Consider the following 19,358-nt stretch of genomic DNA (forward strand, 5'->3'; position numbering starts at 1 on the left):
GACTACTCAGCAATTACGCCAGCCGACGCCGACGGCGCACCATCCAGGCCACGCCGCAGCAGGCGATCAGCATCGCACTGCCCGGCTCCGGCACCGGAGCAAAGGAGGCGATGATGAGGGCGTCCTGCCAGTTGTCCGGGTCGGCCGAGGGAAACAGCGTGTTGGCGATGTAGTAGCCGTGGGTGGCAGTGTAAGTGTCGAAGAAGGCGTTTCCTTTGCCCTCCACATCGGTGAGGATGTCTTGGAAGATGCCGGAACGTGCGATGCCCGCCGGGGTGATGCTGCCATCGTAGTAGTTCACAAAATCGCTCATGTCGGTGAAGTCCTCCTTCACCGTCTTGCCGTAGGTCTCGGACAGGAAATTCTGCACGGCGAAGAACGGATTGTAGAAGGCATCGTCGTTCGCATAGAGCGAGGAGTCGCTGCTCTGCTCGATGAAGCGGCCTGAAGGGCCCGCCAGCGTGTTCCAAGGCAGGTAGGTGTCGAGCACATATTCCATCACCGCAACCTGACGCGGAATGGCCGTGGTGTAGAGGGATGGGTCGCCGGTGTAAATGCCAAGGCGTTCGGTGTTCTGCTGGTCCCAGCCGTCCAGGAACGACTGCGAGTCCGCCGTGATTGTCTGCCCCAAGGTCGGCACCTGCACTGCGGGCGGTCCTGGCTCCACGCACATCCACCAGTAGTTCTGGCCGTCGATTTCGTACACGCCTCCCGAGCCATTGTCGTCCACTCCGGCCACCGAAATGGTGGCGGCGCTGGCCGTGGCGGTTAAAGCAGCAAGCATTGGCAAAAGGAACCTAGACAGTTTCATAGATTATGAAATTTATGACATAATCGACCTAAATCGAGGTTTAATTTATGAAAACCATAAAATAAGCCGGATTGTCTCCTCGTTCAGCCTGTTCAAGTCCGGTTGGCATGCGTGCTCAAGATCCGTATCGCCGCCATGGCGGCCCCGAACCCGTTGTCGATGTTCACGACGGTGAGGCCGCTGGAGCAGGAGTTGAGCATGCTGAGCAAGGCGGCGATGCCGCCGAGGTTCGCGCCGTAGCCGATGCTGGTCGGCACGGCGATCACCGGTGCTGCGACGAGGCCGCCGAGGACGCTGGGCAGCGCACCTTCCATGCCCGCGATGGCGATGACGAGGCTGGCGCTGCGCAAATCATCGAGCCGGGCCAGAAGACGATGCAACCCGGCCACGCCGACATCGGTGATGCGATTCACCCTGGCTCCGGCAAATTCGAGCGTCTGCGCGGCTTCTTCGGCGACTGGCAAATCCGACGTTCCAGCGCACACAACGGCCACGGGAGCCGATTTGAATGAGCCCTCCATCTGGCCGATGCGGTACAGCCGCGAGACACCATCGTAACTACCGGTGGGAAAGCGTTGGAGCAACAGGGTGGCCATCTCGGGTGTCACGCGTGTTGCGAGAGCGCAGCCATGCGCGGCGACGAGGGCGGTGAGGGCATCGGAGGTTTGTGTGAGCGTCTTGCCTTCAGCATAAACGGCTTCGGGGAAGCCCTGGCGGATGACGCGATGAGTGTCGGCAAGCACCTGGCCGGCTTCGGCAAAGGGCAGCGTGCGCAGACGTTCCAGCACCTGATCAGGCGGGAGCTTGCCTTCGCTGACTTGGGTCAGGAGTTCGCGGAGTTTCGATTCGTTCATACAGCGCGGGCTTGAAGCACTTCATTCATGCTGCCGGAGCGCAAACCGGCGAGATCGAGCGTGATGTAAGTGTAACCGACGGCACGCAACGCGGAGGTGATTTCCTCGCGCTGCTGCAAGGCACGCGGCAAATCGGCCTCGGGCACCTCCAGACGAGCGACATCGCCATGATGGCGCACGCGCAGCTCACGAAAGCCGAGATCAAACAGCGCGGCCTCGGCGCGTTCGATCTGCGAGAGCAGTTTGGGCGTCACGCTCGTGCCGTACGGCACACGCGAGGCGAGACAGGCGGCGGCAGGCTTGTCCCAGTTCGGCAAGCCGAGGGCTTGGGCGGCTTCGCGCACGTCTTTTTTCCTGAAACCGAGATCGTGCAACGGACTGAGGATTTTCAGCTCACGCGCGGCGGCGCGACCGGGGCGCACATCCAGCGTGTCCTCGGCGTTCATGCCGTCGAGCACATGGGCGATGCCGTTTTGCTCCGTAAACTGCCGCAGGGCGCGATAGACGTGATCCTTGCAAAAGTAGCATCGGTTCGGCGCGTTCGCCTGATACGCAGGATCGTTCGTTTCCTCCGTGGGCAGCAGTTCAAGACGAGCACCGAGTTGGTTGGCGAGTGCGGTGGCCTCGTCTTTCTCACTCTTCGGCAAACTGGGTGAGACGGCGAGAAGCGCGACAACGTTTTCGTCCCCCAGCGCATCGAGCGCGGCCTTCAGCACCAGCGAACTGTCCACGCCGCCGGAGTAGGCGACGGCGACACGGCCAAGAGGCTTGAGGTGAGCGAGGAGCTTGGAAATCATGAGTGTGGCATCAAATCCTTCTGCAAACGCGGCGCAAGGCTGCGGATGAGGGAGAGGATCATTTCGACGGTTTCCTCATCATTGCGACGACGCTCGCCACTTTGCTGCGGCGTGAGATTGTCCGTGACGCGGGCCATCACGGACGGGTAGGCCCAGCGATGGTTCACGTTGTGCAGCACGCTGTCACGCAGGCTCAACATCTGCCGCTCAAGGTTGCTCGGCGTGCTGACATCGACGCCGACGAACCAGTAAACATAGTGCGCACGCAGCGGCAGCTTGGTGCCGTCATCGAGCAGCACTTCGCGCTCAATGGCGAGATCCCGCACGCGCAGAACTCCGCCAGAGATCAGTTTGACCTCACGCACGCGTGAATCGGTGACCGTCCAGCCCTGGCCGTCGAGGCACACCTCGGGGCGATGAATGCTGCGACTGTCATTCCCGGCGATGACGAGCGAGGCGTGCGCGAGATCGCGATTCTCCACCGAGCGACCTGGTGTGCGATAGGCACGTTTCACGATGATCGTGTCGGCGGGGAGCAACGCGCGCTCCTTGTCGCTTGGCGGCTCGGATTCGCCGACGAAACTGCCCGCCACCATCGGCAACTCAGCCAGCACGCCCGCTTCATCGCCACCTTTGGCCTGTGGTGAGAACTGGCACAGCAGCATGGTCATGCCGCAGAGCGCGAAAAGAATGAAGGCACGGGCGATCATGACACGGAGGAGACAACCTGACGCGAAATGGTGCGTGAGCGTTTGAAGCCGAGTCCGCTGCATAGACGGTTCAGCAGCCAGGAGGCGGATTGAAGCAGCAGCAGCGCGACAAGAAAGACCACGATGCCGGTGAGTTCGTGGAAGGCGGAGACTTCCTTCTCCACATCGCCGATGGCCCAGTTCTGGCCGAAGATCATCGCCGCGAAGATCAGCACAAGGATGCGCACCATGTTCGCCACGATGGCGATTGGCAGGATTGTGCTGAACAGCGCGAACCTGCGCCACATCACGCGCTGGCGGAAGTAACTGAACAGTGCCCCGACTACCAACAGCGCAAACAGCGAGCGCATGCCGGAGCATGGAGCGGCGATGCCCACGCTGAACAACTCGCCCGCCTTCCGGCCGAATTCGAGGTTTGGCATGGATTGCAACGCGGTGCCGGACACGAGCGCATCGACACCGACGGCATTCAGCACGAAGCCTGTCGCTTGCACCATGATGAGCCGCATCTGATAGCCAATGCTCTCCTCCAGAAATGGCAGCGGCCACAGGAAGCCGAGCATCAGCCACGCAAACAGCCGGACACGACTGCGCTGCCCGCCTTCCAGCCAAAGCGCCGTGCCCGCAAGCAGCACCATGATCGCGAGATAGCCGCAGTAGAAATTGTTGGCGCGAAATCCGGCGAAGTAGAGGAACAAGGCCAGGACAATGAGCACGAAACCCCATCGGTTCGATGATTCTGGAAGCTGCGCGACCTCATTTCGCCGCCGCCAGAGCAAGTAACCGACAATGAACGGCAGCAACGCACCATGCTGCCATGTGGCATCCTTCCACTGCATTAGCAGCTCAGCGAGTATCGTGCGGCGAAAGTGGCCGTAGCCCGCGGCATATGGCTGCACGGCCATCAGCAGCACGAGGCTGGTGGCCAGCATGATCCAGGAGATGACTTGCTTGCGGTTCATGCGGTTTTGCGGAAGGCGCAGCGGAGAATGTCGCCGAAACCGAGCAGACACAGCAGTTTCTTCAGCGGCTCCTTCCAAGGCTTGCTTTCATTGATGGCAAATGTGCGGCGAAACTCGACCGCACAGCGTTGGAAGCCTGATTTTTCCACCAACGACGTCAAACTGGCCGCGGTGAAATGATTCACATGATGATCGAGCACGAACTGCCAGCGCAGGCCGCGCAGACGGCGCATGTGACTGCCCCAGTTCGGCACTTCAATCACCAGCAAGGCGCCAGGACGGAGCTTCTGGTGGATTTGTGCCAGCACGACACACGGATCTGCAAGGTGCTCCAGCACATGAAACAGGGTAATCACATCGAGACTGCTATCGGCGATGCTGTCGGGGATCGTTTTGCCTTCGAGCCATGCGATCTCGGGATGATGCGCTTTCCCATCGCTCACGGCTTTGTGACTGTCTTCGAGCACGAGAGCGGAAAAACCGGCCTCATGGGCGGCAAGCGCGGTCCTGCCGATGCCGCCGCCGAAATCGAGCAAGCGGCCGGTCTGAATGAAGCGCCGCACGCTAGCGATGCGGTCGCGCTCGGTGGCAGTGACCCGGAGAGGATAGCTTTCCACAGGCTGGTTGGCCGGATCGTAGTAATCGCGGCTCGAATACGGATCACACCAGGTCGCACGGTCGGCAAAGACGAGGCCGCAGGCACAGCACCAGAGGTGGCAGGCACCTGCCTGGCCGATCTCGGCCTTGGCGGTTGTGTCACAGGCGGGGCATTTAGGAGCCGCGCTCATGACACAAGTCGTTGCGTGCCTGTCACGCGTGATGGTAGGGTTCGCCAGCATGACGCTGCTCGTCTTTAAAGTGAACCAACTCGGCGACAACGTCGTGTTCCTGCCTGTCGTGCAATCGCTCGTGGCGGCGCATCCCGACTGGCGCATCGTGGTGCTCACGAGTCCGACGGCGGCGCGGTTGTATGAAGTCTGCTGCCCGCAGGTGGAACTGCGCGTGTTTGAAACGGCGCAGTTCAATGGCGCATGGCGCAAACCCTGGTTGCTGGCCCGCATGGCGGCTGAATTGCGGGCTTTGAAGCCGGATGCCTGCTTGCTCGGCGATGATCAAGGCAACGTGGCGCATCTGCTGGCGCGCTTGAGCGGCGCGAAGCTGTGTGTGGGACCGCAAACACCGCATGTGAAGCTGAATTTCCTGATTCCTTATCGTGTTGCGGTGAGCGAGAACCTGTCCGGGGCTTCACACAATTGGATCATTGCCATGACGCACTTTGAGTTGTCGGGGACAATGCCGACACCGGATTTGAATGCGTTCGGACGCGATGAATCGGGTGCGATTGTGATTCACGCGGGAGCGAGCCGCGAGTATCAACGCTGGCCGATGAGAAACTTCGTTGAGCTGGCGAACCGGCTGGCGGAGACGCATGCGGTGCGCTGGATTGATCAAGCGGATGACGCTGGTTTGAGCGACGCGGTGCAGCGAGTGAAGACAAGCACGCTGGATGAGCTGGTGCGTGTGATCGCGGGAGCGAAGCTGTTTGTCGGCAACAATTCGGGACCGATGCACATCGCGTCGGCTTGTGGCATTCCAGGAGTCATTTTGATCGGACCATCCTCGTCGCGCTGGGATCCGGCGTGGCATCGGGAGAGGTTTGATTTGCTGCGTGAGCCGAGATTGAGCTGCCAGCCGTGTGACAGCGCCACAAAGCCGGTGAATCGCTGCCTGAACGTGCAAGCACCGATGGCGTGCTTGAATCGCTGGAGCGTCGATGCGGTGCATGAGCGGGTGATCAAACTTTGCAGGCCATCGTGAATAGATCGGGCTGCGTGCAGCGCAGGTCGATGAAACGTTCCTTCGCTGCTTCGCCGTGGCGTATTTTCAGGAGCAAACCGGCCAGCTTGAAGACCATGTGACCAAGGATGCGGCGAATCTGGCCACTGGTGGAGTTGGAGCAGTAGTGGCGGCCTTGAACGGAGATGTGCTTGAAGCCGCAGGCGCGGAGGCACTGGGCCATGCTGGCGGGAGTGAGGCCGATCTCGTGGGTGAAGTCGCCGTAGCGGATGGCGGACGAGAGCGGGCTTTGCGCGTTGAAGGTCAGCAGCCACAGTTCGCCGCCGGGTTTGAGCGCGTTTTTGGCGGCAGTAAGAAAGCGGATAAACTCATCCTTGGTGAAGTGCTCGATGATGTCCTTCGCGTGCAGCAGATCGAACGCGGCATCTTGCGATTCGAGGAAGGTGATGACGTTTTCCTGCACCCAGTTGCGCGAGGGATCGTTTTGACGGGCGATGGCGAGATCGGCAGGCGAGAGATCGACGCCGGTGAGTTTGGAGAAACCCTTGGCTGCTATCCAGGCGAGCCATTCGCCCTTCCCACACCCGAGATCGGCGATGATGGCATCCCGCTTCGGCGGCAGTTGATCGTAAGTGGCGTCGTATTGCGCATGCTGCACGCTGACATCGAGAGCTTTCTGCCCACCAAAGGAGGCGGAATAGTCGCGATAGAGGATGTCGCGGTAAGTGCTCATGCGGCGATCTTTTGATGGATGAACCCGGCCCAGTCGGCAGCGACAGCGCCATGGGTGTAATGAGTGCGGGTGTGTTCGAGCTGGCTATGCGCCATGGAAGCGCCGTTCATCACCCGGCGAATGCACCCGGCAAGCGCCTGCGCATCGCCATGGGGGAAAATGGCTTCTTCGTGATTGATGACCTCGGGGATGGCACCGCTGCTGGACCCAAGCGTGGCGACTCCGCAGGCCATGGCTTCGATGAGAACATGGCCGAACTGCTCTTCCCAGCACATGGTCATCGTGCGCACGGGTTTGCTGGCGAGCACAAAGACATCGAGACAGCGCAGGAAGGCGGGAATCTCGAAATGCGGCCGTGGCGGCAACAGATGAAGCCAAGGACGTGTTTTCTGCTGTTCCTTGAGCCACGATTCGAGTACGCCGGAGCCGAGAAGGGCGAGATGGACGCTTCCCAAGTCGTCGCAGGCCTGAAACAGCTCGCGAATGCCTTTTTCCTCGGTCAAACGGCCGCAGTAACCAATGATGAAGGTGTCTGAAGGCAATCCTTGGGCTTTGCGCAGTTCATCGCGCTCTGCGCGCGACGCGGGCTGATGATTGACGAGATCGATGCCGAGTTGCGGAGCGACAATGACGTTTTCTTTTCGTGCGCCACGCTTTTGCACAAGTTGTGTGGCTGCTTGATTGCCAGCGATGATGAAATCAGTCGTGGCAGTCATGCAGCGATAGATTCGTGCGAGGATGAAACCCTTCCAGCCGGGACGCTCGACATTTTCCCAGGTGAATTCGCCGAACAGAGCATGCGGTTGAAGCACCGACTTCCAAAAGCGTGCCTGCCAGCAGACGACAGCCCAGGGTTCGTTTTCGACGAGGATGACATCGAAGCGGCGTGAGCGCATGACGGCGGCAAGGCCAGCATAGAGGAAGGTGGTGTCGCGTTGACCACGCCGGGAGAGACGAATGAGCTGGTAGCTGCGTGTGGGCGCATCACTGTCGTTGTCGAAGTCGGAGGACGGACGGCCGAGGATGACGCGCTGCTCGATGGTGGAAGTGACGCAGACGAGATCGAAATGCGCGGCGAGCGCCTGGAGCTTCTTACGGTTTTCGAGCGCGGCGTAGGTATGACTGATGAGCAGCAGGCCGGGTCTCATGCGGTGGAGGCTTCGTGCAGACTCGTTTCGTAAGCGGGCGATTCGGCGGCACAGGCAGCGGCGAAGATTTGCGCCCAATCGTCGCCTGCAGGCAGGATGCGGTGGTGCTTGAGCAGCAGGCGGCGTGAGTGTTCGAGCGCTTCGAGGAACTCGGGAGAATCGTGCCGCTCATCGATTTGACGATAGGCGTGTGTCCAGGCTTCGGGATCGAGGTTGTGGAGCATCGGTACGGGATACTGGCACTCGGCAAAGAGTTCGGTGAGTCCCATGCTGCGGTTGGCGAGAACAGGAATGCCAGCGGCGATGGCCTCCAGCGCTGCGGTGAGGCCGGCGGAGCCATCGCAAGGAACGATGGGCAGCAAAACAGCGGGCGCGGCAAGCAGATGCTCGAGGTACTCACGATGCGAGGCATTGGTGACGAGTTCGAAGCGCGGATCGGCAATTTCGGTGGCGAAACGGGCGTGCAACGAGTCCGAACGGGCAATGCGCGTGATGGAGATGCCACTGTGAAGCAGTGGCGGCACGATGGATTCGTCGCGGCTGATATTGCCGGGCAGAAGAGCACGGAGATGCAGCGCATCGGGCGCAGGCTGGAACCAGCCGGTGTCGATTTTCCACGGGCGTGAGACGACGCGATGAGCTCCGAGATGTTTAGCGGCGGAGGCAAACTGCTCGTGCGTGATGCACTCGATTTGGAAGGCGGCAGGGGCGGTACGCAGTTTCGCGGCGAGGTTTTGCCATGCGGTGTCGTGAAAGGCGACGCGACGGATGATTTTGCCTTCGGTGCGGAACATGCCGAAACGCGCGAGCATGAGCAGGATCGCGTAATGCATGCCGTCGAGGCAGTAGATCATGCGGACACGATGCAGCGTGGTGTAGTTTTGCACGATGAGGCGGAACGCATCGACCATGCGGCGTGTGGTGCCGCGCTGGCGGCGGTGATAGTCGCGTTCGAGCTGCTCGTCGTTTTGAAACCACGCACCGACGAGCGCTTTGCTGCGAAACGGCATCGGCGCTGGATCGAGGAAACGACGCGGCCTGCCGCTCCAATCGCGCAGGGCGTAAGGAGCCAGGACGACGAGCTGGGATGAATCAGCCATGCGGCAGGGTGCGATTGAACGGCACGGTTTGAGTGCGAGCGAAGGCCGGATGATGCAGATGCACCGGCTGTGGCGCAGGTTGTGACGGCAGGCTTTTTTTTACCCGCAGGCTTTCCTGATGAATGATGCAGGCGTTCAAAGCGCCGGCGATAAACCAGAAGAAGAAATTCACCGGGAAGGTGGAGGTGACGTTGCCGGCAAAGACGTTGTGAACGAGGAGGCCGAACTCGATGCCGACCATCCACAGGCAGATGCTGAAGGTGGGCGTGCCACGCAGACGGAGAACGCTGCGATGGAAGGAATGCAGCGCGAGCGCGGCGATGATGAGCACGAGACTGAGCGGCAGCCAGCCGATTTCGAGCAGCAGGTTGGAGATGAGATCGTGGCTGGCGACCATGCGCGCCTCATGCATGTCGGCGGCTCCTTTGGTGCCATAGCCGAACATGGTCCACATGAGCGGGTTGTGCACGAGATCGTGCATGCCCTCCAGGCGGTCGCAGATGGTCCAGAAGCGCGCGAACTGCTCGCCGATGGCGGTGCCGCCGAAGCTTTCGAGCGCCAAGAGCGTGAGCTTGGTGACCCAGTTGATCAAATCCTGCGCGAAGATGCAGGCGGTGAAGAACAAGGCGGTGACGGACGCATAGAGCGTGACCGTGCCACGCGCGCTGCGCAGCACTGGCAGCAGCAGCAGAGGCAAGGCCCAGTTGATGTTGGCAAAGCGCGTCATGCTGGCGACGCAGCCAGCGACAAAGATGCCAAAGAACACGAAGCTCATCATGCCCCAGGCGTGCGTACCGGTGTCGCGATGATGGCGGCGCACCATAAGCGCAAGGCAGGCGCAGATGGCGCAGCTCGTGCCGAAGGGGGAGCTGTCCACGAGCGTGGAGAAGGGGCGCGGACGCACGTCGTCGAGATGTTTGGAGAGAACGGTGAGGCCGGAGCGCAGGTACTCGATTTCGAAGTCACTGAGGCCGAAGATCTGCTGCTTGAGGCCGTAGAGCGCGACGGGTATGAAGATGATGAGGCAGTATTTGATAAAGGTGACGATTTGCTCCGGCGTGCGGAAGACGCAGGGAACGACGAACAGCAGAAACATGTAGGCCGCGCCATCGGCGAGCTGCGTGGCGGCCGCGTTGAAACCACCGCCGCTGCGCAACGCGGAGACGGCGGAGATGATGAAGCCCAGGATGCAGACGAGCAGGGAGATCAATTTGCGCCGTTGATACAGGCTGCCGTCATGCAGTGAACGCACGAGCGTGCCGAGACAGATGCCGGCGAGTGTGAGCGGGCACAAAGCGCGCACCCACATGACGTCGTTCATGGTGACGTGGCCGTCGAAGATCATCATGCGCTTCAGCAGGTCGCTGTAACCGGCATAGATGACCATAAGGTAGAGCGCGAGGCGTGGCTGCACCACGGCGAGAACGAAGGAGCCAAGCGAAAGGAACTGCGCGAGAGCGCCGATGGAGTTGCCACCAGCGAGCAGCACGGAGAGCATGACGTACACCGCGCCGATGCCGCCGAGGAAGATGATGAATGCCTTTCCTTGCATAAGATCAGGGATGAAGCAGCGCACGAACGCGCAACAGCGTGAAACGCGGCAGTCCGACGAAAGCGCTCGTCATGAAACCGGAGACATGCATGCGCAAACCAGGAGACAGATAGGTGCAGACGACCCACGCGAGCGTGTAGGACACGAGCGTTGCCCAGGCGGCACCGACACCGCCGTGTGCGGGAATCCAAACGAGATTGAGCCAGGCATTGATGGCCACGGCGAGGATGACGGAAGAGAGATTGGCCGCGAGACGATCTTCGACGGTGAGGATCTGCGTGCGGGCGATGCCGATGGCGTACGGAATAAAGGCCCAGGCGTGAACGCGGAGCATTTCGCCGCTGCGGGCGAATTCACTGCCAAAGGCGGTGGACATCCAGGGTGAGAGAAGCAGCAGCCCGGCGGCCACGACGAAGGAAAGGATGACCGAGGCGGAGAGGTAATCGACGACACGCTTTTCAAACAAGACAGAGTCGTTTTGACGAGCCTCCATCAAACGCGGCAGGAATAGCGTGGCAAGGATGCCGGGCACGAAGTAGGCCATTTCGGAGACGCGAACGGCAGCGCCGTAGATGCCCGCCTCTTCCGGGCCGCGCAGCCATTCGATCATCATGGTGTCGAGACGGAATAGCAGGATGAGAGCGGCCTGCGAAGCGAGCTCGGGCCAGGAACGGCTGACAAGGGCAAGTGCGCGGGAGAATTGGAAGGCGCGGGGTTTGACACGACCGCCATGATGCCAGAACACGAAGGCACTGAGAGCGATGAAGACCCAGCCTTCGAGAGCGTAGGTCAAAGCGAAGAACCAGAGCGGGGCGTTTTGCCAGATGCCGAGGGCGATGCAAAAGGCGCTGACGATGAAGCCAATGAATTGAGCGATGACCGCCTTTGAAACACGTCCGTGGGCTTCCAGCCATGCGAGTGTCTCGGTGGCAGGATTGGTGAGGATCTGCGTGCCATAGACTGCGAGAAGCAGCGCTCCTTCGGGTCTGCGCCAGCCAATCCAGGCAATCAAACCGGCGAAAAGAACCACAGAGACGATGAAGCGTGCGGTGATCGTGATTCCGAGCACGGCGGGCTGATCGCTGCCATGCTTCATGAGTTCGCGCACGGTGTAGCGTGCGAATCCAAGCTCGCCAACGCTCAGCAAAATCGAAACGACGGCCATGGCGACGGCGAGATGGCCGAATCCGGCACCGCCGAGGTGACGCGCGAGCGCGCAGGTGAGCACGAAGCTCAACAACAGGCGTGCCATGCGCAGCGTCGTCGCCAGCGAGAGCGTTTTGAGGATGTGACTGCCAGCGACCATGAAGGACGCGAGTGGCGGGCTTTAAGCTGCCGCAAAGCTTTGCTCTGCGACATCGCAGAGAAGATGCCCGATGAGGAGATGGCATTCCTGGACGCGTGCGGTGATCGCAGAAGGCGCTTTGAAGCTCAGTTTGGCCTCAACGGCACAGTCCGCGCCCTTTTCACCCGTGAAGGCGATGGTGACGCAGCCGCGTGCGTTGGCTGCCTGGAGGCCGAGGAGAATGTTTTTACTCGTGCCTGAAGTCGAGATGCCGATGGCAACATCGCCGGGCTGGGCGAGAGCTTCGATCTGGCGCGAAAAGACGGTTGCAAAGCCGAAGTCGTTGCTGTGCGCGGTGAGAATCGAAGTGTCGGTGGTTAAGGCTAGACCAGCGAGAGCGGGACGGTTGATGCGATAACGCACGACGAGTTCGGCAGCGAGATGCTGCGCATCGGCGGCGCTGCCACCATTGCCGAAGAAGATGATTTTTTTCCCATTTCGCAGCGCGGTGAGCCAGGCTTCGGCCAGCGGGGCGATTTGATCGTTCATCGCACTGAGTTTGGCGATGGCGTCCTGATGCTCGCCGAGGTGCGTTTTGAAAAGGGATGAAAAATCGGTGCTCATGTCATTCAAAGGCTGCCAGCAACTCGTCGGGCGTCAAGGTGGCGGTGCCGAGCTTGCCTACAACGATGCCGCTGGCGTGATTGGAGATTTCTGCGGCGTCTTGAAGGGTGAATCCAGCCGCGAGGGCGAGTGTGAGCAGGGCGATGGCGGTGTCGCCAGCGCCGGAGACATCGAACACTTCACGCGCACGCGTGGGGATGTGATGCGGGGCTTTGTCGCGCTCGAAAAGCATCATGCCTTGCTCACCGAGCGTGACGAGGACGCTGGCGACATTCCATTTGGCGAGCAGAACGCGGCCGACTTCGAGGAGATCTTTGTTTTCGAGCGGAACTTCGGGCAACAGGTGGTCTTCGAGTCCCGCAGCAGCGAAGGCTTCGAGGCGATTTGGTTTCACGAGCGAGACACCGGCCCAGGGCAATGGATTACGCGGAGATGGATCGACGGTGACGATCAATTTGTGCTCGGCGGCGATCTTGGCGACCAACTGCATGAGTTTCTCGGTGATGAAGCCCTTGCCGTAGTCTTCGAGGATGATGGCGTCGAGGTTCGGCGCGAGTTTTCTCAAGCGTTGCCCGACTTCGGCAAGTTCGTCATCGGTCTGCGGCAGCAGTTTTTCGCGATCGACGCGGACAATTTGCTGCTGCCGTGCGACGACGCGGGCTTTCGAGATCGTGGGCAGGGTTTCGTGAACGAGCAGCGGTGCGGGATCGACCTGGTCTTCGATCAGCAGAGCGCGGAGTTTGTCGGCGGCCATGTCTTTGCCAACGCGGCCCATGAGATGCGTGTGTGACGAGAAGGGCGAGATGTTGCGGGCGACGTTCGCCGCACCACCGGGATAGAATTCTTCTTTGGTGACTTCGACGATGGGCACCGGTGCTTCGGGTGAGATGCGGCGGACGTGGCCCCAGATGAAATGATCGAGCATGACATCTCCCACCACGAGGATGCGGCACTTCGCGAGGCTTCCGAGGCAGTTGCGGGTGAAGTTCATTTTTTGCGGCGCTCGCGCACGGCGGCGGCGAGTTCTTCGAGCATGCTTGCCGTGGTTTCCCAGGAGACGCAGGCATCGGTGATGCTCTGGCCGTAGGTGAGGGCTTGGCCGGGCTTGGTGTCCTGGCGGCCTTCGACGAGATGGCTTTCGATCATCACGCCAGTGATCGCTTTGCTGCCGCCGCTGATTTGTTCGGCGATGGAGGCGGAAGCGACGGGCTGCTTGCGGTAGTCCTTCAAGCTGTTGCCGTGGCTGCAATCGACCATGACGCTGGCGGGCAGGCCGCGCGCAGTGAGCTGATCGGCGACGGTCTTGATCGAGGCAGCGTCGAAATTCGTGCCGCCTTTGCCACCGCGCAGGATGACGTGGCAGGCGTTGTTGCCCTTGGTGTTCACGATGGCAGCGACGCCGTCCTTGGTCACGGACAGGAAGCAGTGCTGGCCTTTGGCTGCCTCAATGGCATCAAGCGCGACCTGAATGCCGCCATCGGTACCGTTTTTGAAGCCGACGGGCATGGATAAACCGGAGGCAAGCTGGCGATGCACCTGGCTTTCGGTCGTGCGGGCACCAATCGCGCCCCAGACGACGACATCGGCGATGTACTGCGGCGTGATCACGTCAAGGAACTCCGTGCCGGCGGGGATTCCGCGTTTGGTGAGCTTGATGAGCAAATCGCGCGCACCACGCAGGCCGCTGTTGATGTCGAAGGTGCCGTCGAGGTGCGGATCGTTGATGAAACCCTTCCAGCCGACGGTGGTGCGTGGCTTTTCAAAATAGACGCGCATGACGATCTCGAGATCAGCGGCGTATTTTTGACGTGCCTCAATGATGTGCTGGGCGTATTCGAGCGCGGACTTGGTGTCGTGGATCGAGCAAGGACCGACGACGACGAGCAGGCGGTCATCCTTCAGTGTCAGAATCGCCTCGGCACGCTTGCGGGAGTCTTCGATGAAGGCGGATTCAACCTCTCCCAGCCGGAACTCGTGCATGAGCAGGGCGGGCTGGATCAACGGCAGGATTTCAGCGACGCGGAGGTCGTCAGTGGGATGCGAAAGACTCACGGCAAGTTAGGGGCGAAAAGCGGGCGCGCAGGATGGAGGATTCTGGCCGGGAGGAAACTGAAAGTTGCGAGTTTTCAGTGCGGCGTGGTTTGTGATCAAGCTACCGCCCTTGGTGCCCAAAGCTCAGGCACCACCGCAAGGCGATGGAGATGGGGTGCGCACGGGACGCAGGCATGGAGGGCCGGAGAGGCGGCCGCCACTCATGGGAAATATGCCAATTACAGAAATTTGGCATAAATCAGGTATTTTAGCAAAGCTAAATATCAAGTTCATGGCTCCGTATTGGGTGCTTGAGGGCAAGACGGCTGTGGCGATTAACAAAAGAGGGGCGGACTCGCGTCCGCCCCTGAATGAGTCACGAATTGGAAAACTCGTGTTACGAGAGGTCTTCGCCCACGGCGTAGCGGGTGAAGCGGCGGACGATGAGGTTTTCGCCCAGCTCGGTGATCTTGCCTTTGATCAGGTCGCGGACGGTGATGTCCGGGTTCTTGATGAAGGCTTGCTCAAGGAGGCAGTTGTCGGCGTAGAATTTCTCCATTTTGCCGTCCACGATCTTGTCCACGATGTTGGCAGGCTTGCCTTTGACCAGCTCGGCGCCGATTTCGCGTTCCTTGGCGACGAGATCGGCGGGAGCGTCTTCGCGCTGGAGGAAGCGTGGGTTCGAGGCGGCGATGTGCAGGGAGATGTCCTTCACGAGGGCCTGGAAGTTTTCGTTGCGGGCGACGAAGTCGGTCTCGCAGTTCACTTCGATGAGCACGCCGATGCGGCCGGCCATGTGGATGTAGGAGGCGATGATGCCTTCCTTCGTCTGACGGTCGGCCTTCTTCTCGGCCTTGATGGTGCCTTTTTTGCGGAGGATCGTTTCAGCCTTTTCGAGATCGCCTTCGGCCTCGGTAAGAGCGGCTTTGCATTCCATCATGCCTGCGTTTGTCTTTTCACGCAGGGTCATGACGAGTTTAGCGGAGATTTCAGCCATGTGTCGTTGGTGGGGTGAAAGATTATTTCTTCGCTTCGGCGGTGGCGACGATGACGGGGTCGATCAGCTTCTGCAGGATGATGCGGATGGAGCGGATGGCGTCGTCGTTGGCGGCGATGGGGTAGTCGATGATGTTCGGGTCGGCGTTCGTATCGACGAGGGCGACGATCGGGATTTTCAAGCGGCGGGACTCATGCACGGCGATGTGCTCGCGGGCGGAATCGACGATGACGACAGCGTCCGGGATCTTGCCCATGTGGCGGATGCCGCGGAGGTTGCGCTCCAGCTTGATGCGCTCACGGTTGAGGCTGGCCAGCTCCTTCTTGGACATGAGCTTGACCTCAGGCTTGTTGTCGATGTCTTCGAGGTAATTGAGACGGGCGATGCTTTTCTTGATCGTCTCCATATTGGTGAGCGTGCCGCCCAGCCAGCGATGGTTGACGTAGAACTGGCCGCAGGCCTCGGCGGCCTCTTTGATGGCTTCCTGCGCCTGGCGCTTGCAGCCGACGAAAAGGATTTTTTTGCTCTTGCGGGCGAGATCGGCCAAGAAATCGGCGGCCGTGTCGATCTGCTTGACGGTTTCCTCGATGTTGAGGATGTGGATCTGGTTTTTGGTGCCCATGATGAAAGCCTTCATCTTGGGGTTCCAACGCTTGGTCTGGTGTCCGAAGTGGACGCCGGCTTCGACGAGCTCGGCTAGGATCTGTATTGACATGTGTTTGGTGTAAGGTGCCTGTCTTCCGCACGCTTTGGGGGCAAAACGCTCAGCCACAAGGGCTGATCCGGTCGAACGGGCTTCGGGTTGAACCCTTTGGCCTGACCAACGTGGCCCGGCAAAAGGGGCGCGATGTTACCGGCATCCCCTGCTGCGGCAAGTGGTTTTTCGTCCTCGAAAACCTTACACGGCAGCACGCCCCTGCCCTGCTTGCCAAAACAACCCGCCCGTCGGCATCATCCTCTGCTCCAGCGCCGGTCAGAACATCGTCCGCTACACCCTCGACAACCTCCCCAGCAAAGTCCTTGGCCAAGGAGTATCGCCTCGTCCTGCCGGAGGAGATGGAGAGGGCACGGAAAGTTATTGCGAAGCGCTGATTCTCCAATAGCGCCTGCAACAAATCTCGCCACCAACTCATCTATGAGGCATCCGCCCAAATCCGGTCCAAATCGAAATATCAGAAGAGTGGTTTTCGATAATCCAAACGGTTCCCCCAAAAGCCGTTCTTGGCAGGTGGTCTTCAACATGAAAGGGCTTCCTCTTATCACTGCTTCGATCCCTTGGAAAAGGCATGGAGGTGAAGATGAGGCACTGGTCTTTGCGAGACGGCTTCGAAATGCTTTTGCAGAAGAATTTGCTGCTTCGGAACGGGTTTACGGAACACGTGCAGTTCGAGGTGGATTCTTCGACGAAGGAAGCGGTCACGGCGTCTATCTCTACCACAAAGAAGATCACAGAGGTGTGAAAAAATATCCGGTGTGGCGGGCATCAGTGTATGCACCTGACGGCAGGAGGCTTTACCGGGAATTTCTGGTTAATAAGTATGGGAGTTCAGAAGAGGCAAAGGCCGCTGCCGTGCAGGCAAACAACGCCAGCATGACGGAGTTCAGAACGCGCAAATTACGAGACGAATCTCGGCGAATGATTGAGCGCTCACGAGGTCAGATTGATGACAACGAGGCAACGGCTCCATTGGCTTTGTTTCTGCCCCCTCCGGAGGCTGATAGCAAAGTCTGGCGCTATATGGACTTCACAAAACTGATCTCGATGTTTGAGCAGAAAGGAGTCTTTCTGTCACGAGCAGACAAGCTGAATGATCCATTTGAAGGTTCTTTTACCAAAGTGAATCAAGAGTTGCGCCCACTGGTACGAAAATATCTGCGTCTTACCGGTGGCCTGAGTGCTGCGGAGATTGTTCAAAAACTGCGTGAATGGGTCGGTGCAAGTTGTTGGCATGTGAACTCCCATGAATCCGCTGGAATGTGGAAGCTTTATGCACGTTCAGAGGAGGCCGTCTGCATTCAAACAACTTATGACCGACTTTGCACCATCATGCCGTCAGATGCTCGAATTGGAATGGTTCGTTATGTCGATTACCGGAATCAGTGGATTCCGGAAAGCAATCCACTCGCACCCTTCATGTTCAAACGCCTGTCTTTCCAACATGAGCAGGAGCTTAGAATCCTGAAACCTCTCGGGGATCTTAACGCATTACAGTCGCTCGTAGATATTCCGCACAACAAGGCAGAGGGAGAGTTGATATTGTGTGATTTGACCCAGATCATCGAGGCTGTTCATGTGGCACCCGATGCTCCCGCTTGGTTCGAGCAATTGGTCCGCAGCGTTGTTTTTCGTTACTGGGGCACTGCGATACCTGTGAAACGATCAGGTTTGGCAGATTCCCCACTGTGGTGACAAAATTTAACAGCTTTCCTTCAAACCAACTCCCTCAACGGCGCTCCTTGATCCACGATGAAATTCGGCCTGCCCTGATGGTCCATGTAGGTCGCATCCAGCGGCACCCCCATGTGGTGGTAAATGGTGGCGGCGAGGTCGCCGGGAGTGACGGGGCGTTCGGCGATTTCGCCGCCGTCTTTGGAGGACGCACCGATGACTTGTCCATGACGGAAGCCGCCGCCGGCGAGGGACATGGACATGACATGTGGCCAGTGGTTGCGGCCGTCGATGCTGCCTTGCGTGCCGAGGTTGGGGGTGCGGCCAAATTCGCCCATGGCGATGACGAGGGTGTCATCGAGCATGCCGCGCTCGGCGAGATCGCTGACGAGCGTGGTGATGACGTGATCAAAAACGGGCAGCAATGGGCGCAGGCCGTTCCAGATGCCGCCGTAGGGCGGGATGTTGTCACCGTGGTTGTCCCAAGTGCCGGAGGCACTGTGATTGCTGAGGTCGATGGTGACGAAACTTGACCCGCGCTCGACGAGACGACGCGCGAGCAGCGCTTGCTTGGCCCAATCGTGCGCGCCGAAGCGGTCGCGCACCTTTTGCGGCTCCTGGCTCAAATCGAAGGCCTCCTGCGCACGGCCACCGGCGACGATGTCGAAGGCTTTCTGGCCGAACGTGTCCATCGCGCTCATCATGCCGCTGGCGTCGAGTTCGGCGCGCAGGCCGTCCATCTGCTTGCTGAGCGTCTGGCGAGCGTGCAGGCGGTCCATGCTGAGGCCGGAAGGCAATTGAAAGAGCTTCGCGGCGTTGTTGCCGTCAAACGGATCATACTGCGTGCCGAGGTAGCCGCCCCAGGCCACATGCGAGCGCGATTTCATGTTCAGCACGACGTAGGGCGGCATCGACGGGTGATTCGAGCCGTGATGCTTCGCCACGATGCTGCCAAAGGACGGGTAATACTTCGCCTTCGGGTTCGTGCGCGGCTCGTTGGCGAGATTCGCGGTCTGCATGACCATGTTCGGCTCATGATTGCTGAAGCGGCAATCGACCGAGCGGATGATCGTAAACTTGTCGAGCATGGCGGCCTGCTTCGGCAGGAACTCGCAGATGCGCACGCCGGGCAGCTTAGTGGCGACGGTCTTAAAAGGGCCGCGATTTTCGATGGGACGGTCCACCTTTGGATCCCAGGTGTCGATGTGCGAGGGGCCGCCGGTCATCCAGAGCAGGATGACGGCTTTGTTGCTCGCTTTGGCCTTCCCTTCCGCACGCAGCTTCATCAGCCCTGGCAAAGTCAGGCTGCCAAGACCAGCGAGGCTCGTTTTTAAAACCGAGCGTCTGCCATGCACAACGACACCATCGCGCACACGCGGGTTCATAAACATGAACGCGTGAGGATCGCTATGACCGGCACAGGGATGATCGGATGATGGCATCCGCAGTCATACGAGAGCTACGGCACGGCTCTAACCGAGGCACTTCTAAAGTGGTCCGCACAGTCCTCTGTGCGGTTCGAAGGCCGCGGGACATGCATTCCGCACAGAGGCCTGTGCGGACCATTT

Annotated in this window: 19 protein-coding genes; 2 read left to right on the top strand and 17 right to left on the bottom strand. The window is 59.8% G+C overall.

The features are described from left to right. Window positions 1–13: 13 nt before the first annotated feature. From U1A53_RS26325 to U1A53_RS26350, 6 genes are all read right to left on the bottom strand, one after another. Window positions 14–784 carry a hypothetical protein gene (locus tag U1A53_RS26325; protein WP_322284898.1) on the bottom strand — a complete coding sequence of 257 codons (771 nt, stop codon included), beginning with the start codon at window positions 782–784 and terminating at the stop codon, window positions 14–16. 119 nt (window positions 785–903) lie between these two features. Further along, window positions 904–1,665, bottom strand: a complete 762-nt coding sequence (gene larB, locus U1A53_RS26330; RefSeq protein ID WP_322284899.1) for a nickel pincer cofactor biosynthesis protein LarB — start codon at window positions 1,663–1,665, stop codon at window positions 904–906. Continuing rightward, window positions 1,662–2,462 carry an ATP-dependent sacrificial sulfur transferase LarE gene (larE, locus tag U1A53_RS26335; protein ID WP_322284900.1) on the bottom strand — a complete coding sequence of 267 codons (801 nt, stop codon included), beginning with the start codon at window positions 2,460–2,462 and terminating at the stop codon, window positions 1,662–1,664. The genes larB and larE overlap by 4 nt, the downstream gene beginning before the upstream one ends. Next, the gene (locus U1A53_RS26340) at window positions 2,459–3,172 is read right to left on the bottom strand and encodes an exosortase-associated EpsI family protein (RefSeq protein ID WP_322284901.1); all 714 of its coding nucleotides are present in this window, start codon (window positions 3,170–3,172) and stop codon (window positions 2,459–2,461) included. Before U1A53_RS26340 ends, larE begins: the two co-directional genes overlap by 4 nt. Then, window positions 3,169–4,134 carry an exosortase/archaeosortase family protein gene (locus tag U1A53_RS26345; protein WP_322284902.1) on the bottom strand — a complete coding sequence of 322 codons (966 nt, stop codon included), beginning with the start codon at window positions 4,132–4,134 and terminating at the stop codon, window positions 3,169–3,171. The genes U1A53_RS26340 and U1A53_RS26345 overlap by 4 nt, the downstream gene beginning before the upstream one ends. After that, window positions 4,131–4,922: a class I SAM-dependent methyltransferase gene (locus U1A53_RS26350; protein ID WP_322284903.1), complete on the bottom strand. Its 792-nt coding sequence runs from the start codon at window positions 4,920–4,922 to the stop codon at window positions 4,131–4,133. The genes U1A53_RS26345 and U1A53_RS26350 overlap by 4 nt, the downstream gene beginning before the upstream one ends. Here U1A53_RS26350 and U1A53_RS26355 point away from each other — a divergent pair. Continuing rightward, entirely contained in the window at window positions 4,921–5,952 is a 1,032-nt protein-coding gene (locus U1A53_RS26355) for a glycosyltransferase family 9 protein (RefSeq protein ID WP_322284904.1), read from the top strand. The genes U1A53_RS26350 and U1A53_RS26355 overlap by 2 nt on opposite strands. Here U1A53_RS26355 and U1A53_RS26360 read toward each other — a convergent pair. The 10 genes from U1A53_RS26360 to rpsB form a co-directional block, all read right to left on the bottom strand. Then, window positions 5,930–6,664, bottom strand: a complete 735-nt coding sequence (locus U1A53_RS26360) for a class I SAM-dependent methyltransferase (RefSeq protein WP_322284905.1) — start codon at window positions 6,662–6,664, stop codon at window positions 5,930–5,932. The two genes, U1A53_RS26355 and U1A53_RS26360, sit on opposite strands and share 23 nt — an antisense overlap. Next, window positions 6,661–7,812 (bottom strand): glycosyltransferase, encoded by a 1,152-nt coding sequence (locus tag U1A53_RS26365; RefSeq protein WP_322284906.1) that lies wholly within the window; start codon window positions 7,810–7,812, stop codon window positions 6,661–6,663. Before U1A53_RS26365 ends, U1A53_RS26360 begins: the two co-directional genes overlap by 4 nt. Next, the gene (locus U1A53_RS26370) at window positions 7,809–8,912 is read right to left on the bottom strand and encodes a hypothetical protein (protein ID WP_322284907.1); all 1,104 of its coding nucleotides are present in this window, start codon (window positions 8,910–8,912) and stop codon (window positions 7,809–7,811) included. The genes U1A53_RS26365 and U1A53_RS26370 overlap by 4 nt, the downstream gene beginning before the upstream one ends. After that, the gene (locus tag U1A53_RS26375) at window positions 8,905–10,464 is read right to left on the bottom strand and encodes a hypothetical protein (protein WP_322284908.1); all 1,560 of its coding nucleotides are present in this window, start codon (window positions 10,462–10,464) and stop codon (window positions 8,905–8,907) included. Before U1A53_RS26375 ends, U1A53_RS26370 begins: the two co-directional genes overlap by 8 nt. Before the next feature lie 4 nt (window positions 10,465–10,468). Continuing rightward, a complete protein-coding gene (locus tag U1A53_RS26380; protein ID WP_322284909.1) occupies window positions 10,469–11,770 on the bottom strand; it encodes a flippase in 1,302 nt (433 codons plus the stop codon). Window positions 11,771–11,791: 21 nt separating this feature from the next. After that, a complete protein-coding gene (locus U1A53_RS26385; RefSeq protein ID WP_322284910.1) occupies window positions 11,792–12,373 on the bottom strand; it encodes an SIS domain-containing protein in 582 nt (193 codons plus the stop codon). Window position 12,374: 1 nt separating this feature from the next. After that, entirely contained in the window at window positions 12,375–13,364 is a 990-nt protein-coding gene (locus tag U1A53_RS26390; RefSeq protein WP_322284911.1) for a PfkB family carbohydrate kinase, read from the bottom strand. Then, window positions 13,361–14,425, bottom strand: coding sequence for a 3-deoxy-7-phosphoheptulonate synthase (locus tag U1A53_RS26395; RefSeq protein WP_322284912.1), 1,065 nt, complete (start codon window positions 14,423–14,425; stop codon window positions 13,361–13,363). Before U1A53_RS26395 ends, U1A53_RS26390 begins: the two co-directional genes overlap by 4 nt. Before the next feature lie 376 nt (window positions 14,426–14,801). Then, complete coding sequence (tsf, locus tag U1A53_RS26400) at window positions 14,802–15,401, bottom strand: translation elongation factor Ts (RefSeq protein WP_322284913.1); 600 nt, start codon at window positions 15,399–15,401, stop codon at window positions 14,802–14,804. 22 nt (window positions 15,402–15,423) lie between these two features. After that, window positions 15,424–16,116: a 30S ribosomal protein S2 gene (gene rpsB, locus U1A53_RS26405; RefSeq protein ID WP_322284914.1), complete on the bottom strand. Its 693-nt coding sequence runs from the start codon at window positions 16,114–16,116 to the stop codon at window positions 15,424–15,426. Between the two features lie 420 nt (window positions 16,117–16,536). On the opposite strand from rpsB, the gene U1A53_RS26410 reads away from it, so the two are divergent. Further along, complete coding sequence (locus U1A53_RS26410; protein ID WP_322284915.1) at window positions 16,537–17,811, top strand: AP2 domain-containing protein; 1,275 nt, start codon at window positions 16,537–16,539, stop codon at window positions 17,809–17,811. 20 nt (window positions 17,812–17,831) lie between these two features. Here the strand turns inward: U1A53_RS26410 and U1A53_RS26415 are convergent, their stop codons facing one another. Next, window positions 17,832–19,175 carry a DUF1501 domain-containing protein gene (locus U1A53_RS26415; RefSeq protein ID WP_322284916.1) on the bottom strand — a complete coding sequence of 448 codons (1,344 nt, stop codon included), beginning with the start codon at window positions 19,173–19,175 and terminating at the stop codon, window positions 17,832–17,834. Window positions 19,176–19,358: the final 183 nt, after the last annotated feature.

The organism is Prosthecobacter sp., from assembly GCF_034366625.1.
In the GTDB taxonomy this organism is placed as follows: Bacteria; Verrucomicrobiota; Verrucomicrobiia; order Verrucomicrobiales; family Verrucomicrobiaceae; genus Prosthecobacter.

Coding starts and splice junctions, on each gene's coding strand:
- U1A53_RS26360 (WP_322284905.1), bottom strand. CDS start 6,664: ATGAGCACTTACCGCGACATCCTCTATCGCGACTATTCCGCCTCCTTT.
- U1A53_RS26410 (WP_322284915.1), top strand. CDS start 16,537: ATGAGGCATCCGCCCAAATCCGGTCCAAATCGAAATATCAGAAGAGTG.
- larE (WP_322284900.1), bottom strand. CDS start 2,462: ATGATTTCCAAGCTCCTCGCTCACCTCAAGCCTCTTGGCCGTGTCGCC.
- rpsB (WP_322284914.1), bottom strand. CDS start 16,116: ATGTCAATACAGATCCTAGCCGAGCTCGTCGAAGCCGGCGTCCACTTC.
- U1A53_RS26345 (WP_322284902.1), bottom strand. CDS start 4,134: ATGAACCGCAAGCAAGTCATCTCCTGGATCATGCTGGCCACCAGCCTC.
- U1A53_RS26340 (WP_322284901.1), bottom strand. CDS start 3,172: ATGATCGCCCGTGCCTTCATTCTTTTCGCGCTCTGCGGCATGACCATG.
- U1A53_RS26390 (WP_322284911.1), bottom strand. CDS start 13,364: ATGAACTTCACCCGCAACTGCCTCGGAAGCCTCGCGAAGTGCCGCATC.
- U1A53_RS26365 (WP_322284906.1), bottom strand. CDS start 7,812: ATGAGACCCGGCCTGCTGCTCATCAGTCATACCTACGCCGCGCTCGAA.
- U1A53_RS26370 (WP_322284907.1), bottom strand. CDS start 8,912: ATGGCTGATTCATCCCAGCTCGTCGTCCTGGCTCCTTACGCCCTGCGC.
- U1A53_RS26380 (WP_322284909.1), bottom strand. CDS start 11,770: ATGGTCGCTGGCAGTCACATCCTCAAAACGCTCTCGCTGGCGACGACG.
- U1A53_RS26375 (WP_322284908.1), bottom strand. CDS start 10,464: ATGCAAGGAAAGGCATTCATCATCTTCCTCGGCGGCATCGGCGCGGTG.
- tsf (WP_322284913.1), bottom strand. CDS start 15,401: ATGGCTGAAATCTCCGCTAAACTCGTCATGACCCTGCGTGAAAAGACA.
- U1A53_RS26350 (WP_322284903.1), bottom strand. CDS start 4,922: ATGAGCGCGGCTCCTAAATGCCCCGCCTGTGACACAACCGCCAAGGCC.
- U1A53_RS26355 (WP_322284904.1), top strand. CDS start 4,921: ATGACACAAGTCGTTGCGTGCCTGTCACGCGTGATGGTAGGGTTCGCC.
- U1A53_RS26415 (WP_322284916.1), bottom strand. CDS start 19,175: ATGAACCCGCGTGTGCGCGATGGTGTCGTTGTGCATGGCAGACGCTCG.
- U1A53_RS26325 (WP_322284898.1), bottom strand. CDS start 784: ATGCTTGCTGCTTTAACCGCCACGGCCAGCGCCGCCACCATTTCGGTG.
- larB (WP_322284899.1), bottom strand. CDS start 1,665: ATGAACGAATCGAAACTCCGCGAACTCCTGACCCAAGTCAGCGAAGGC.
- U1A53_RS26385 (WP_322284910.1), bottom strand. CDS start 12,373: ATGAGCACCGATTTTTCATCCCTTTTCAAAACGCACCTCGGCGAGCAT.